This window comes from Maricaulis sp. MIT060901, from assembly GCF_047123815.1.
Classification (GTDB): domain Bacteria; phylum Pseudomonadota; class Alphaproteobacteria; order Caulobacterales; family Maricaulaceae; genus Maricaulis.
In genome coordinates, this window is sequence record NZ_CP138920.1 from 1,635,149 (window position 1) to 1,649,407 (window position 14,259).

The 14,259-nt window shown below is 59.4% G+C and carries 16 protein-coding genes; 6 read left to right on the forward strand and 10 right to left on the reverse strand.

Annotated features, from left to right (window positions below; genetic code table 11):
• The first annotated feature begins 5 nt into the window (after nt 1–5).
• Nucleotides 6–701 carry a helix-turn-helix transcriptional regulator gene (locus SIC17_RS08030; protein WP_412545032.1) on the forward strand — a complete coding sequence of 232 codons (696 nt, stop codon included), beginning with the start codon at nt 6–8 and terminating at the stop codon, nt 699–701.
• A 6-nt stretch (nt 702–707) separates the two neighbouring features.
• Here the strand turns inward: SIC17_RS08030 and SIC17_RS08035 are convergent, their stop codons facing one another.
• From SIC17_RS08035 to SIC17_RS08050, 4 genes are all read right to left on the reverse strand, one after another.
• Nucleotides 708–1,172 carry a VOC family protein gene (locus SIC17_RS08035; protein WP_291890916.1) on the reverse strand — a complete coding sequence of 155 codons (465 nt, stop codon included), beginning with the start codon at nt 1,170–1,172 and terminating at the stop codon, nt 708–710.
• A 66-nt stretch (nt 1,173–1,238) separates the two neighbouring features.
• Complete coding sequence (locus tag SIC17_RS08040; RefSeq protein WP_412545033.1) at nt 1,239–2,195, reverse strand: hypothetical protein; 957 nt, start codon at nt 2,193–2,195, stop codon at nt 1,239–1,241.
• Between the two features lie 11 nt (nt 2,196–2,206).
• Nucleotides 2,207–3,055, reverse strand: a complete 849-nt coding sequence (locus SIC17_RS08045; RefSeq protein ID WP_291890918.1) for a methylated-DNA--[protein]-cysteine S-methyltransferase — start codon at nt 3,053–3,055, stop codon at nt 2,207–2,209.
• Nucleotides 3,056–3,073: 18 nt separating this feature from the next.
• Nucleotides 3,074–3,625, reverse strand: coding sequence for a DUF2244 domain-containing protein (locus SIC17_RS08050; protein ID WP_412545034.1), 552 nt, complete (start codon nt 3,623–3,625; stop codon nt 3,074–3,076).
• Nucleotides 3,626–3,711: 86 nt separating this feature from the next.
• Here SIC17_RS08050 and nth point away from each other — a divergent pair, with 86 nt between their 5' ends.
• Nucleotides 3,712–4,407, forward strand: coding sequence for an endonuclease III (gene nth, locus SIC17_RS08055; RefSeq protein WP_412545035.1), 696 nt, complete (start codon nt 3,712–3,714; stop codon nt 4,405–4,407).
• 46 nt (nt 4,408–4,453) lie between these two features.
• On the opposite strand, the gene SIC17_RS08060 is transcribed toward nth, so the two are convergent.
• Nucleotides 4,454–5,338 carry an ATP-grasp domain-containing protein gene (locus SIC17_RS08060; RefSeq protein WP_291890921.1) on the reverse strand — a complete coding sequence of 295 codons (885 nt, stop codon included), beginning with the start codon at nt 5,336–5,338 and terminating at the stop codon, nt 4,454–4,456.
• A gap of 144 nt (nt 5,339–5,482) precedes the next feature.
• On the opposite strand from SIC17_RS08060, the gene SIC17_RS08065 reads away from it, so the two are divergent.
• From SIC17_RS08065 to hslV, 3 genes are all read left to right on the forward strand, one after another.
• Entirely contained in the window at nt 5,483–6,490 is a 1,008-nt protein-coding gene (locus tag SIC17_RS08065; protein ID WP_412545036.1) for an adenosine kinase, read from the forward strand.
• A gap of 201 nt (nt 6,491–6,691) precedes the next feature.
• Nucleotides 6,692–8,752 carry a putative bifunctional diguanylate cyclase/phosphodiesterase gene (locus SIC17_RS08070; RefSeq protein WP_291890923.1) on the forward strand — a complete coding sequence of 687 codons (2,061 nt, stop codon included), beginning with the start codon at nt 6,692–6,694 and terminating at the stop codon, nt 8,750–8,752.
• Nucleotides 8,753–8,845: 93 nt separating this feature from the next.
• Nucleotides 8,846–9,406, forward strand: a complete 561-nt coding sequence (gene hslV, locus SIC17_RS08075) for an ATP-dependent protease subunit HslV (protein ID WP_412545037.1) — start codon at nt 8,846–8,848, stop codon at nt 9,404–9,406.
• Here the strand turns inward: hslV and SIC17_RS08080 are convergent.
• Both SIC17_RS08080 and SIC17_RS08085 read right to left on the reverse strand, forming a co-directional pair.
• Complete coding sequence (locus SIC17_RS08080) at nt 9,403–9,909, reverse strand: hypothetical protein (protein ID WP_412545038.1); 507 nt, start codon at nt 9,907–9,909, stop codon at nt 9,403–9,405. The genes hslV and SIC17_RS08080 overlap by 4 nt on opposite strands.
• A 56-nt stretch (nt 9,910–9,965) precedes the next feature.
• Entirely contained in the window at nt 9,966–10,385 is a 420-nt protein-coding gene (locus SIC17_RS08085) for a VOC family protein (protein WP_412545039.1), read from the reverse strand.
• A 79-nt stretch (nt 10,386–10,464) separates the two neighbouring features.
• Between SIC17_RS08085 and hslU the strand changes: the two genes are divergently transcribed.
• The gene (hslU, locus tag SIC17_RS08090; protein ID WP_412545040.1) at nt 10,465–11,778 is read left to right on the forward strand and encodes an ATP-dependent protease ATPase subunit HslU; all 1,314 of its coding nucleotides are present in this window, start codon (nt 10,465–10,467) and stop codon (nt 11,776–11,778) included.
• Here hslU and SIC17_RS08095 read toward each other — a convergent pair.
• From SIC17_RS08095 to SIC17_RS08105, 3 genes are read right to left on the reverse strand one after another with little or no spacing between them, the layout of a single operon-like run.
• Entirely contained in the window at nt 11,768–12,373 is a 606-nt protein-coding gene (locus SIC17_RS08095) for a Smr/MutS family protein (protein WP_412545041.1), read from the reverse strand. The genes hslU and SIC17_RS08095 overlap by 11 nt on opposite strands.
• Before the next feature lie 9 nt (nt 12,374–12,382).
• Nucleotides 12,383–13,633: a murein transglycosylase A gene (locus SIC17_RS08100; protein WP_412545042.1), complete on the reverse strand. Its 1,251-nt coding sequence runs from the start codon at nt 13,631–13,633 to the stop codon at nt 12,383–12,385.
• Nucleotides 13,617–14,246 carry a Tim44/TimA family putative adaptor protein gene (locus tag SIC17_RS08105; RefSeq protein ID WP_412545043.1) on the reverse strand — a complete coding sequence of 210 codons (630 nt, stop codon included), beginning with the start codon at nt 14,244–14,246 and terminating at the stop codon, nt 13,617–13,619. The genes SIC17_RS08100 and SIC17_RS08105 overlap by 17 nt, the downstream gene beginning before the upstream one ends.
• Nucleotides 14,247–14,259 lie beyond the last annotated feature (13 nt).

A 14,259-nucleotide genomic window follows, 5' to 3' on the forward strand; every position in this document is an offset into this window, starting at 1 on the left:
ACGTCATGAGACGCGCCGAACGTTTGATCCGCATTGTCCAGGCTCTTCGGGAGGCCGCACCCGGCGCTGTCACCGCGCAGGAAATGGGCGAGAAGTTCGAAGTCTCCGAGCGCACTATCTATCGGGACATCGCCCATCTGATCGGCTCCGGCGCCCCCATCGATGGCGAAGCCGGTGTCGGCTACGTATTGCGCCCGGGCTTTGATCTGCCGCCGATGACCTTCAGCTTTGAACAACTCGATGCGCTGGCCCTGGGCGCGCGTTTTGTTCGGGCGACCGGCGACAAGGACCTCGCTTCCGCCGCCGCCGAAGCTCTGTCGAAGATCGAACACGCTCTGCCGGATACGCACAGACAGCGTCTTCGCTCCGCACCCCTGTTCGCGACCATGCTGGATGAAACCGTGCGCCCCGAGGCCTTTGCCCCGGTGCGCAACGCTATCGCCGATCGCCGCAAGTTGCGCATTCGCTACACAGCGCTGAGTGATGACAACACGACACGGATTGTACGTCCGCTGGCGCTGACCTGTTTCGGGCGCGTCTGGCTGCTCTCGGCCTGGTGCGAGATGCGAAATGATTTCAGGCATTTCCGGGCAGATCGGATCGAGCGCCTCACGGTTCTTGCCGAGTCTTTCGAGGACGAATCCGGAAAGACGTTTGCCGACATGAAGGCCCGCGATCCCTATGGTGAAAGTTCGGTCTGAAGCGCCTTACCAGCTGCCGGTGTTCTGCATCGACGACCAGGGCTCTTCCGGCGCGAGGCTTTGGCCGCGCTGGAGGAGTTCGACCGAGATGCCGTCCGGTGAACGCACGAAGGCCATATGACCATCACGCGGCGGACGGTTGATCGTGTATCCCATCGCATCGAGATGGGCGCAGAGCTCGTAGATATTCTCCACGCGATAGGCCAGGTGCCCGAAATTGCGGCCACCGCCATACTCTTCCGGATCCCAGTTATGGGTCAGCTCCACGCAGGGCATTCCATCGGGCACCTTGCCGGAACCCGGCTCGAAACCCGCGCGCGCGATATCCTCGTCCGTCGCCAGGAAAATCAGGGTGAAACGTCCCGGCTCACTGTCAAAACGGGAGCATTCCTTCAGACCGAGCCCGTCACGGTAGAAACGCAGGCTGTCATCAATGTCCGTCACGCGGACCATGGTGTGGAGATATTGCATTCGCAGTTCTCCCTTTCTTTCGAAACAGGTGACGTTGCCGGATATATTCCCTGATCCGACGCAAATCTAACGAACAGGGCGCTCTTCGCGCAGCACATAAAGAACAGACTGAAGTCCTGTGACAATAGCTGCGCGCTTGAACCTACCATCGATCAGAACACCTGATGTACCCTCAGTGAGCGTGCGCACTTCATAGGTCAGACCGCCATCGTTCGAGCTAAACTCTATAACTACCGGATTGGATGCCTCAGTGATTGATACTGATACATCGGGGACGGCCAGTTCTAGTTCCGAAATTCCCCGGCTCAGACTTGATTTCGAAATTTCAAGATCCGGCACTTGGGACAGCTCAGCGCCGTCCCGATCGGTAGTGAAATAGACCACCAACCGGGTTTCCGAATTTTCTCCCTCAACCCATGCTGCCGAAATCGTAAGGTCTTCTGGGTCGTCCGGGGGCTCGCTCATCATCGCAGCTTGCGCGCCTTCCTTGGACAACGGTCGCACTTTTTTGGCCCAGGCCGGTCGTTTGCGAGGGATGACGACCTCGTCCAGCGGTTCTCCGCGGGCACGCATCAGGGCCGCGTTGAAGGGTTCGGGGCGGCGGACATGGTGCAGGCGGGCCATGACAAAGGCGACGCCAGCCCAGCTGAGACACATTCCAAAGAACATGTAGAACATCCACGGATAGTAACCGACATCATACCAGGGTCCACCATCCAGCCCCAGGACGATGATCGGCCACAGCCACATCAGCCCAACCCCCATGACGGGCGTTGTCAGCAGGGCCACCAGCAAGGTTCCGCCTGCATAAAGTGCCCATCGCGGTTCATGACCGGATACATAGATGCGCAGGAAGTGCTCCCGGTCGACACCCTTGACCGTCTTGGTCCGTGTCGCCGAGCGTTCTTCCCATTCCTCCCGCGCTTCCATCGACAATTGCCGATGACGGTGGAACCAGAATCCGAACAGGACAAGCGAAGCAACAATGGCCGACACGGCCGCATAGACATAGGTCGAGTACATGCGACCTATGTTTAACGCCTCGCAGCCTCATAAGCGAGCATCGCGCGCTTGCGTTCCACACCCCAGTGATACCCGGTCAGCTTGCCATTGCCGGCGAGCACGCGGTGACAGGGGATCAGCCAGGAAATCGGATTGGCTCCGACCGCCGCTCCGACAGCACGGGATGCCTTGGCCGTGCAGACAATTTCCGCGATCGCCTTGTAGCTGGTCGTGGCCCCGGGCGGGATGGTCAGCAGGGCGCGCCAGACCTGGCGCTGCCAGGGTGTTCCGTAAAGCGCGAGCGGGATTTTTTCTTCGCCGCCTGGAACAAAAATTCGCTCAGCCCACTCCCGTGCCAGCCCGTCATCACGTTCATAGCTGGCTGCGGGATAGCGCGCCTGCAGATCTGCAAATCCTTCCTCGATATCGGGGTCGGCAAAGGCCAGGGCTGACAGTCCGCGGGGCGCGATCAGCAGGATAGCATCGCCGAACGGGCAAGGTGCGACACCCCAGCGAAAGCTGAGACCCTTCCCCCGCCGTTTCGCATCGCCCGGGGTGACGGCCTCATGGGCAATGAACAGGTCGTGTAATCGTCCAGGCCCTGACAGCCCCGCCTCGAAACTCGCATCCAGCATGCAGGCACCGTCATCGATGGCTTCGCGGGCGGCGCCATGCGCAAGTGCGCCGACATATTTCTTGGGGCTGACACCCACCCAGCGCTGGAAGACACGCTGGAAATGATGCGGCGACAGGCCCGCCTCGGCCGCGAGCGTGTCCAGGTCCGGATGCTCACGCCAATTCTCGCCGATAAAATCGAGCACTTCGGTGATGCGCGGATAATCGCGGCTGGCTTCGTCGAGTGTGTAGATCTGTGCAGTCATGCGCCCAGACTAGCGCGCTCAGTGCACCACTCCACCCGGTTCTTGCGCGTGACCTGCATTTCTCGCGCGGCTGATTGCCGACGCCAGCGCGTCGGCAAACTCCCCCCGCTCATCGGGGCTCAGGAAGGACGCCAGGATCAGAGCCTTGCCATGCGCTCTCAGCGCGACCTGGGAGTGATGCTCCCGGGCATTGATAACATCCAGCTTGACCCAGGCGGTCGGCAGGCGGAACCGACGCAGATGCCCAGTGGGATGACGCCGCGTGACCTCGATATCGCGCGCATCCACTCGCACCCATTCCCGCGCCTTGCCATCGCGATAGGAAATGCGAAACGCGATCCAGACGAGTAGGGCATCCAGGCCGAAAAACGGCATGACCGGCCAGGCACCGATGGTGATGAACAACATGCCGGCGGTGAAGGAAATCAGGGCAATGGCGACCATCAAGGCCACAAACGCCGGATTGCGCAGGGACCGGTTGGGTGCGAGTTCAGCATCCATGAAAACGGGCCCGTCATGTCGTTCGACGGTTTCGGCTTCTGCAGGCCAGGTTTCCACGATGGATCTCATACCCATCAATCTAGGGCGCGCCTCCGCCCGGGCCAATGCGCAACAAACGGGATGACAGCGCCCATGCGCTCTGCTTGTTTGCCGCCATGACCAGCAAGACGACAAAACCCCGCAAGAAGACCAAACGCGCGCCACGCGGCCTCAATCGCGAGCAGGCGCTTGATCTGTTTGCCCGCCTGGCCCAGGACCGCCCGGACCCCAAGACCGAGCTGAACTATACCAATCCCTATACGCTGGTGGTGGCTGTGGCCCTGTCAGCCCAGGCCACGGATGTGGGGGTGAACAAGGCGACCGAAAAGCTCTTCGAGGAGGCGGACACCCCGGAGAAGATGCTTGCCCTCGGCGAAGATCATGTGCGCGATCGCATCAAGACGATCGGGCTCTTCCGCAACAAGGCCAAGAATGTCATCGCCCTGTCCAAAATGCTGATCGAAGATTTCGGCGGTGAAGTGCCGGCTGATCGCGACAGCCTGGTCAAACTGCCGGGCGTGGGTCGCAAGACCGCCAATGTCGTGCTGAACGAGGCCTTCGGGCAGCCGACGATTGCCGTGGATACACATATCTTCCGCGTCTCAAACCGAACCAAGCTGGCGCCGGGTAAAAACCCCGACGAAGTGGAAGCAAGGCTCGAGAAAATCACACCGGACGAATTCAAGCTGGGCGCTCATCACTGGCTGATCCTGCACGGACGCTATCTCTGCAAGGCCCGCAAGCCGGAATGCTGGCGTTGCGCGGTCGAGGATATCTGCCAGTTCAAGGAAAAGACGCCGGCTCCGAGTTAGCTCGGTCACGCCGCTATCGTCGGCACGCCCTTGCTGTTCCTCGGGTCTAGCCCGCGGCGAGCGCCTTGAGTGCCGCCGCGAAATTCGGGCCGAATTCGGGACCTTGCTCCGGATAGAGATAGGGTTCGATCAGTTCGAGCTCGATCACCGCGAGCTGACCATCCAGACCGCGCAACATGTCCACACGCGCGTACAACAGGTCACCGTCTACCGAATCCAGCACGGAGCTAGCCAGCGCGAGTTCCTGTTCGCTGGGCGTGTGGATGGTTTCCGAGCCGCCATATTCCGACTGGACACGATAATCGCCAGCCGCAGGCCGCTTCAGTGCGCAATGAGAGAAACGGCGGTTGAAGAAGAGGAAGGCATATTCCCCCTCCTGGGAAACCGAAGGCAGGAAAGGCTGGATCATGCACTCTGCCGGTGGCAGGTCTCCGGCGTCGGGCATTCGCTCACCCTTGCGAATACGCGCCTGTCGCCAGGCACCCGCGCCCAGGACCGGCTTAACAACAATGTCCTCACACCCCAGGGCTTCGAAAGCCTCGCTGATTGTCTCGGTATTGGCAGCCTCGGCCCATACCGTCGGGATCATCGGTGCGCCGCGATCGGCAAGATCCTTGAGATACGTCTTGCGCTTGTTCCAGCGCACGATGTCCAGCGGATTGAGCAAACGACTCTCTCTGGCACAGCGTGTCAGACAAGCACCAAAAGCCTCGGGTTTCTCCATATAGTCCCAGCACGTGCCGACCACGATGGCGTCATAAAACCCCGGGTCAAAATCAGGACTGTCCCAGATCCGCGCTTCCAGCTGGATACCATCAGCCGCGCAGGCTGGCTGCAGCGCGCCGAACTCCAGATCGTGTTCCCAGTGGTCCTTGCGAGCATCGGGGCTGGACTTGAACATGCAACTTGCGGTGAGAAAGGCGACACGCATGGGCTGACCTCGATTGGATCCAATAACAGGCGCTCCGTACGCCTTCATCTTCGTGCCTGCAAGGCTTGCCCTGATTGCCCGCTGCGATTAACCCTCTCGCACACATGTCCCATCGCGCGCCTGCGCCTGAGTTGGAAGAAACGAATGTCCCAATCCCGTTATGATGTCCTCGCTGTCGGCAATGCCATCGTCGATGCTCTCTCTCCGGCCACTGACGCCTTTCTGGAAAGCCAGGGAATTCCCAAGGGCGCCATGAACCTGATCGATGAGGAACGGGCGACCTCGCTTTATGCGGTAATGGAACCGGGAAAGGAAGCATCTGGCGGATCAGCGGCCAACACAGTGGCCGGGATTGCCTCGATGGGCGGCAAGGCGGCCTATATTGGCAAGGTCGCGGATGATCAGCTGGGTGAGATCTTCACGCATGACATCCGTGCCATTGGCGTTGATTTCGACACTCCGCCACTGAAAGACGGCCCGGCCACGGCGCGCTGCCTGATCAATGTCACCCCGGATGCGCAACGCTCCATGTCGACCTTCCTGGGCGCCGCAGCGCTTGTCACTGAAGAAGATGTTGCCGCCGACGCAGATAAGCTTCGCGCTTCTTCGATCATCTATCTCGAGGGCTATCTCTTCGACCGCGAAGAAGCCAAACGAGGTTACGTCCGCGCGGCAGAACTGGCAGCAGCAGCTGGCAAGCGAACGGCGCTGACCCTGTCCGACCTGTTCTGTGTCGACCGTCACCGCGCAGCCTTCCGCCACCTCGTGGCCAATCACATCGATATTCTGCTGGCCAATGAAGCCGAGATTACTGCGCTTTATGAGACCGAGGATTTTGACGAAGCTGTACGCCTTGTCGGCCAGGACGTCGAAGTTGCTGCCATCACCCGCAGCGAGAAGGGTGCCGTCATTGTTCGCGGTGACGAGGTTGTGACCGTCGCTGCTGCGCCTGTCGACGAGCTCGTGGACACCACTGGTGCCGGCGATCTGTTTGCGGCCGGCTTCCTGTTAGGACTTGCCCGTGATCTGAGCCTGGAAGAGGCAGGAAAAATGGGCGTCATCTGCGCGGCGGAGATTATTTCCCACTTCGGAGCGCGTCCGGAGACCGCCCTGAAATCTCTAATTGAGGAAGGCGGAATAGGTCTGGCGTAAAGAAGATCTAAATGCGAATTCTCGAATTTATTGAAAAAATCCAGCGCTATTAACCACACCTCAAATGGTTGGTGAGACATTACTCCGTGATAAAGGGGCCGATTACGAAATCAGCCCCGAATAATGGTGGAGTAAACACGGTCAAAAAGACCGTGGTGTGGGGTAAAAATGGCGCCCATCCGCAAAGCGGTGTCGAGAGTCATGCGTTCGCTTGTGATGAAGTTCACTCTTCTCACCGGCGCTCTGATTTTCGCGATGACGTTCATGCTGATGACGTTGGAAAGCGTGTCCGCACAGCGCGAGACGCGTAACCTTCTGATCGATCGCAATGTCGCTACACTCAGTTCCGCGGCCAGCCGGCTGGCTGATAGTTTCAATTCCCGTGATGTCGAGTTTGTCGGCGCGTTCCTGACAGAACTGCGCGACAATATGGGTGCAGACGAAATCTACGCGGTGAACAACCGCCGCGAGCTGTTTGTCGAGGCTCTTGCTGATCCGGCCAGCGCCGAAAACATCCGCACTTCCGCAATAGCCGTTTCCTCACTTGGTGCCGGTGATATCCGTCACGAACTCAACGGCACGATTCTGCAACTCGCAGTGCCGGCCTATACGAGCCAGCGTCGTCTTTCCGGTGTGATCTACGCCCAGCTTGAACTGACCGAGCTGGTGACCTCGCGCAATGACATGATCAAGCGCCAGGCCCTGCTGGCATTGTTCGCTCTGGGCATTTTCCTGCCACTGGCCGCGCTTCTCGTGGGACGCGCCCTGCGCCCGATCCAGACGCTGACCGAGGCAGCCCGTCATGCCTCTTCAAAGACACTTGATACCCGCATCCGCATCAATACAGGCGACGAGCTGGAAGTTCTGGCCAATGCCTTCAACCGCATGTTTGCGCGCCTGGACGGCAATCTGAAACGCATTCACCGCCTGGCCTATGTCGATATGGTCACCGAGCTGCCGAACCGGGAACGTTTTCGCAAGGAAACTGAACGTGTCGCTCGCCGCGCCTTGGAAGAAGACCATTCCGGCGCTGTGTTGTTCGTCGATCTCGACCGCTTCAAGCGCGTCAATGATAGTCTGGGTATCGGCGAAGGTGATCGCCTATTGGAGATGGTCGGTCGCCGACTGACCGAAGTTGTCCGTGGCTGTGATCTTGCTGCCGACCGCATGGACGATCCATCCATGGTCGCCCGCCTGGGTGGTGATGAGTTCACTGCCCTCCTGCCCAAGATCCATGACAGTGCTGACGCTGCGCGTGTCGCCAACAAGCTTGTCGACGCTATCCGTCTGCCGTTTGAAATCGGTGGCCACCAGGTCTTCCTGGGTGCCAGTATCGGTGTCGCTGTCTTCCCTCAGGATGGCGCTGACCCGGAAACACTGATGCGTCATGCCGACCTGGCCATGGCGCACGCCAAGCGCGCCGGTGGTGCCTCTGCTCAATTCTTCGAGCCGACCATGAACCAGTCCGCCTTCGAGCGCCTGGTGCTGGAAAACGAACTTCGTGACGCCGTACAGAAAGACGAGCTGGTCGTCTTCTATCAGCCGAAAGTCCTGATGAAGGACGGTTCCATCGCCGGCGCTGAAGCGCTGGTACGCTGGCAGCATCCGACGGCTGGACTGTTATCTCCGGGCGCTTTTATCGAGGCTGCGGAAGAATGCGGGCTGATTGGTGAAATTGGAGACTGGGTCCTGCGCCGGGCGTGCAAACAGGCTGCTGCCTGGCGTGCTGCAGGGCTGGAAATCCCGGTCGCCGTCAATGTGTCGGCGATGCAGTTCGACCGCGAAGGCTTCTCGCAGAGTGTACTTGATGCTCTTGAAGACGCCGAACTGCCTCCGCACCTGCTCGAGCTCGAGCTGACGGAATCGATTGCCATGGAAAATCCGGAGCGGGTGATCGAACAGGTCCAGCCGCTGCGCGACAAGGGTGTGAATTTCGCCATCGATGATTTTGGCACCGGCCATTCATCACTGGCCTATCTCACCCGCATGCCGTTCGACGTGTTCAAGATCGATATGAGCTTTGTCCGCAACATGACGACGGATCCGCATGCACGCATCGTTGTCGAGACGATCCTGGCCATGGCCAAGTCCCTCAAGCTGGAAACGGTCGCCGAGGGTGTGGAAACACCCGAACAGATGACCATGCTCAAGGCGATGGGCGCGACCCTTGCCCAGGGTTTCCTGTTCGGCCGTCCGATGCCGTATGACCAGTTCATGGAGTATGCCGAGGACGCTTTTGTCCCGCGTGCCGTGGGTGAATAGGGCCTGACAATACACTCCGTTCTGGACCAAGGGGTTGATCCGGCAGGCCGGATTGGCCAAATGCTTGGTTTCACGTGAAACGGAGCTGCCAGCATGACCCAGGATTACGCAGACGCCTCTCAATGGCGCGGAACCACGATCTGCGCGGTTCGCAAGGGTGGTCGGCTGGTCATCGCCGGTGATGGCCAGGTCTCGATCGGGCCCACGGTCATGAAAGGCAATGCCAAAAAGGTCCGCCGCCTGGCGGGTGGTCGGGTTGTCGCCGGTTTCGCTGGCGCGACCGCCGATGCCTTCGCCCTGTTTGAACGCCTCGAAGCCAAGCTGGAACAACACCCGGCCCAGCTTGCCAGGGCCTGCGTAGAGCTGGCCAAGGATTGGCGCACGGATCGTTACATGCGGCGCCTTGAAGCGATGCTGATCGTCGGCGACGCCGACGCGACATTCCTGCTCACGGGTGCTGGTGATGTGCTGGAACCGGAAGACGGTGTTGTCGCAGTCGGATCCGGAGGCAATTACGCCCTCTCCGCGGCGCGCGCCCTGATGCATTATGAAGACGATCCGGAAGTCATCGCCCGCAAGGCCATGGCCATCGCATCGCGCATCTGCGTCTACACCAATGACAATCTGACGGTCGAGACGATCGAGGCCGGCTAGCGCTTCTTCTTCCAGAACTGATCACGATCCAGCACATCCTCGGCCCAGAGATTGATGATCAGCGTCGTCAGCAAAAGCTGGAAAACGAGGATCGGACCAAACGTCGGAAACCCGGCTATTCCATTGAACAACACGTTCGTGGACAGGATAAGGCTGTCGACTCGATAAAGTATGAAGGACAGAAGGAAAGCGGGCACCGTCATCGCGCTGCGCCGGAGCATCAACCAGACACACGCCCACGACAGGACAAGCGAGGAATAGAAGGCGACTTCCTGCTGCCAGTTGAGCGATGCGAAAAAGCCATACGCATCCCAGTTCCACAGGCCCTGTGGCCAGACTTGCAGCACAACCAGAAGCTCGATCACCGCCCAGCCGGTCGAGTAGACGTTCATGATGACGAGCAACCCCATGGCCACGCCATAAAGTCTGCGATGACGTAGTACCATGACGGGTCTGATTGCCGGCGTCATGTCTCCGGTTTCGGTGGAATCGGCTCCTGTCATAAGCGAATTCTGGATTTCGCCCGTAACCGTGTCAAAACATTCCAGGCTTTGGATTATTACCTGGCGAACACTTGGTCATCGTTGCGGAAGCTCTTGAATTCGAGTGCATTCCCTGCGGGGTCACGAACAAAGAATGTTCCCTGTTCTCCAGCCTCGCCGGCAAAACGCACATAGGGCTCGATGACAAACTCCGTGCCTGCGTTTCGAAAACGGTGAGCCAGGGTTTGCCATTCATCCCATTCCAGGATGACACCGAAATGGCGAACAGGAACCTGTTTCCCGTCAACATGGCCGGTTTGGGCGGGCGCACACTCCTCGGGCGCCAGATGAGCCACCACCTGATGACCGAACATGTTGAAATCAATCCAGTTGTTCGAAGATCGCCCCTCGGAACACCTCATCAGACCCGCATAGAAACTGCGCGCCGCCTCAAGATCATTGACAGGAAAGGCGAGGTGGAAACGGGGTCGCGTCATAACGGATCTCACATCAGGACTGGTTTTGCTTCTTCGCTCTGATTACATCCTTATCACCGAACAACAAATGGCTCGCCCGATGACTGACTTCTCGCCCCGCGAAATCGTATCCGAACTCGACCGCCACATCGTTGGCCAGGCCGAGGCCAAGAAAGCTGTCGCCATTGCCCTGCGCAATCGCTGGCGTCGTCGGCAGCTGGATGCGGATCTTGCCGAGGAAGTGACGCCGAAGAACATCCTGATGATCGGCCCGACCGGTGTCGGCAAGACCGAGATCTCACGCCGTCTGGCCAAGCTGGCCCAGGCACCTTTTATCAAGATTGAAGCGACGAAATTCACCGAAGTGGGTTATGTCGGCCGCGATGTGGACCAGATCGCCCGCGACCTCGTTGAAATCGCCATCAGCCTGGTGCGGGAGAAAAAGCGCGAAGAAGTCAAAGCCAAGGCGCATGCTGCTGCAGAAAACCGTGTGCTGGAAGCGCTTGTCGGCCCGACCGCCAGCGAATCCACTCGCGACAGTTTCCGCAAACGCCTGCGCTCGGGCGAGCTCGATGACAAGGATGTCGAGATCAAGATCTCCGAAACCAGCTCTCCCCTCCAGATGCTGGACATCCCCGGCATGCCGGCGGGCGGTGGAGGCGCTGGGGTGCTCAATCTCGGTGACCTCCTGGGCAAGGGTTTCGGTCAGCAAACCAAGACTGTGCGCATGAAGGTCAAGGATGCCTATGAGCCGTTGATCAATGAGGAAGCCGACAAGCTGATCGACGACGCCCAGATCACGGCAGAAGCGATCAAGCTTGCCGAGAATGAAGGCATTGTTTTCCTGGATGAAATCGACAAGATCGCCGCCCGTTCTGACGCCCGTGGCGGGGATGTCAGCCGGGAAGGCGTTCAGCGTGACCTCCTGCCTCTGATCGAGGGAACGACCGTTTCAACGAAGCATGGTGCCGTAAAAACGGATCACATCCTCTTCATAGCCTCAGGCGCATTCCACGTGGCCAAACCGTCGGACATGTTGCCCGAGCTACAGGGTCGCCTGCCAATCCGGGTCGAATTGTCCGCGCTCACCAAGGCGGATTTCCAGCGTATCCTCACCGAACCGGAAGCCAGCCTCATCCGCCAGTACACAGAATTGTTGAAGACCGAGGGTGTCACGCTGGAATTCGCTGAAGATGCGATCGATGCGATCGCCGAACTGGCCGCCAATGTGAACTCGACAGTCGAGAATATCGGTGCCCGTCGACTTCAGACCATCATGGAGAAACTGGTTGAGGATATTTCCTTCACCGCCTCTGACCGCGATGGCGAGACGATCCGGATTGACGCCGGTTATGTACGTGACCAGGTCGGTGAACTGGCCAAGAATGCAGATCTGAGCAAGTTCATCCTTTAGGCGGGACCGATTTCGGACCCACGCGCAAGGTGACATAGAACGCACCGGCTCCACCATGTCTGGTGTGAGCGGCCGAGTATCCTGACACCCACTGACGAAGCGTTGAATTTCCCAGCCACTCCGGAAGTTTACGCCTCAGCACTCCAGGCTTTTCAGGGTAATCCCAGGGCGCGTCTTCTCGCTCCCTTTGGGACAGGCCCTTGCCGGTAATCACCAGCACATTTCTAAAACCCTCACTCCAGGCCATGCGAAGGAAATGCGTCAGCGTGGACAGAGCCTGGTCCTGGGTCAGCCCGTGCAGATCTATGCGCGCATCCAGCTCCAGCTTGCCCCGCCGATGGCGACGCTCCGCACTCCGGTCAACCGGCACGGGGACATGATGATGGGGCGGATGCGAATGATTGGGCCGACGCGCAGGTTTTTTCGCGGGAGATCGGGACTTGGTCTTCGGTTTGGGGTGTTCAGGGCGCGCCGAGGGCGCAGCAATCTCATCCTCAAGCGAGCGCTTCCTGCTCTCGTCAATCGGGGTCACAGATCGCGCAATCTTGCGCCATTCCGCCTTTTCACCCGGGCTGAGGACACGTTTGCGGATCATCACAAAACCCTAGGCCGGCGGGGTGGCATCGATAATACGCTGGGCGACAGCGGTCGGTAAAAGAACGTACCAGCTGGCCTGGGCGCGGGTCGTGCCTGCGCGACGTTCCGCTGTATCGCCCCAGCCCCAGAAAAAATCACCCCGGATAGGACCATTGATAGCACCGCCGGAATCCTGGGCGACCACCAGGCCCGACCACGTATCCAGCTCCGGCAGATCAGCGCTCAGCCAGATCGGCACGCCGTGCGCATGCTGCGAGGTATCGACGGCGATAGATGCCATGGGTGTCAGCGCAACGCCGGATGAGCCCGACGGTCCGAGGTCAGGATCGGTCAATGGCTGGGTCTGGAAAAAGACGTAACGTGGATTGACCGCAAAAAGCTCTGCCGTAGCCTCAGGTCCATTGTCATTGAGCCACCGCTCAATCCCCTGTTTCGACGCTGCGTGACGCTCGAGCTCACCGCGGCGGATCAATTCACGACCAATAGATCGGTAGGGCAGGCCATTATGCGCGGCAAAAGCGGCACGCTCCTGCCTCCCGTCAGGATAAACCAGACGGCCAGATCCCTGGATCTGCAGGAAAAACACGTCGATAGGGCGTCCCCAGGCGATGACCTCTCCGCGATCCTGACGCTCGATTTCATCGCGATCGCGATAGTAAACCAGCCGACCATTTTCGACACGACCGACCAGCCGACGTCCGGCCAATTCCTCATCAAACCGGCCCAGATCGACCGTCACCAGGTCATCCGGTCTGCGACGCAGCGGTTGGGCGAACTCGACGGAGGATTCCTCGCGCACTTCCACAAAGGGTTCATAATATCCAGTCAGCAGGCCCGTTTCGGCTGGCTCAACCGTGTCATCTTCACCCACAGCGATGATGCGGATAGGTGTGAACACAGCTTCCAGCGCTTGGCGACGAGAGGCCGGATCACTACCTGCCATGGTCGCCGCTGCACAGGCAGCGCGCCAGTCACCGACCGTTCCTGCCCATTCCGCTCGTGGATTGAGGGGACGATCCTCCGCCCGGCCGTGCCATCGCTCGCAAGATCGCAGGAAAGCCGAAATACCTGCTAGAGGGTCGCTGGACTGCCAGTCGCGCAAGGCATCCCAGTGAGCCGGGACAAGCTGAAGCTGATCGGGCAGAACAACTTCCGGCTCCGGTGTTGCTTCGACCGGTTCTTCGACGGGTTCAGGCTGCTGGCATGCCGCCAGGAAGACCAGGCTGGAACTCAGGCCGCGCCTAAGCCACGGAGACACTGGACAGCTCCCAATTGGGATCAGAGCTCGTGGTCTTGCGCTGGAAAGTCCAGTATTCCACCGTCTTTGCCAGATTGGCGAGATCACCGCTGACAAGTTTGCCCGTTTCATCACGCGTTTCGGTCGCAATCTCTGCCTCGAAACGGATTTTCACCCGGGCCGTGCCCGAATGGTGTTCCGCCTCGGTAATATCCGCAGATTTGATGCGATCGATTTCGGATTTGACCGTTTCTCCACGTTTATCGCGAGCATCGATTGCCGAGACATAGCGTTTGAGTACATCCGGCGCGAGCAAGTCTGAGAGCGCGTCGCGATCGCCGGCGGCAAAGGCTTCGACAATCATGCGATAGGCCCGCTTGGCGCCAACAACAAACTCGTTTGGGTCGAAACGGCTGTCAGCTGCAGCTATCGCTTCCAGGCCGGCCGCGGCCGGACCCTCAAACGCCGGACGCAGTGGGGAAGTCGATCCCGGCATGCCGATCCCAGCGGGCGAGACATTGTCAGAGCTAGGTGCCTCCATATGGCCTTCATGCCGCCCCAGCACAGTGAACAGCTTGAATCCAAAAAACACGGCTATGCCGCCGAAAATGAGAATGGTGAGTAGATCGATCATTCCGTCAGCGTCC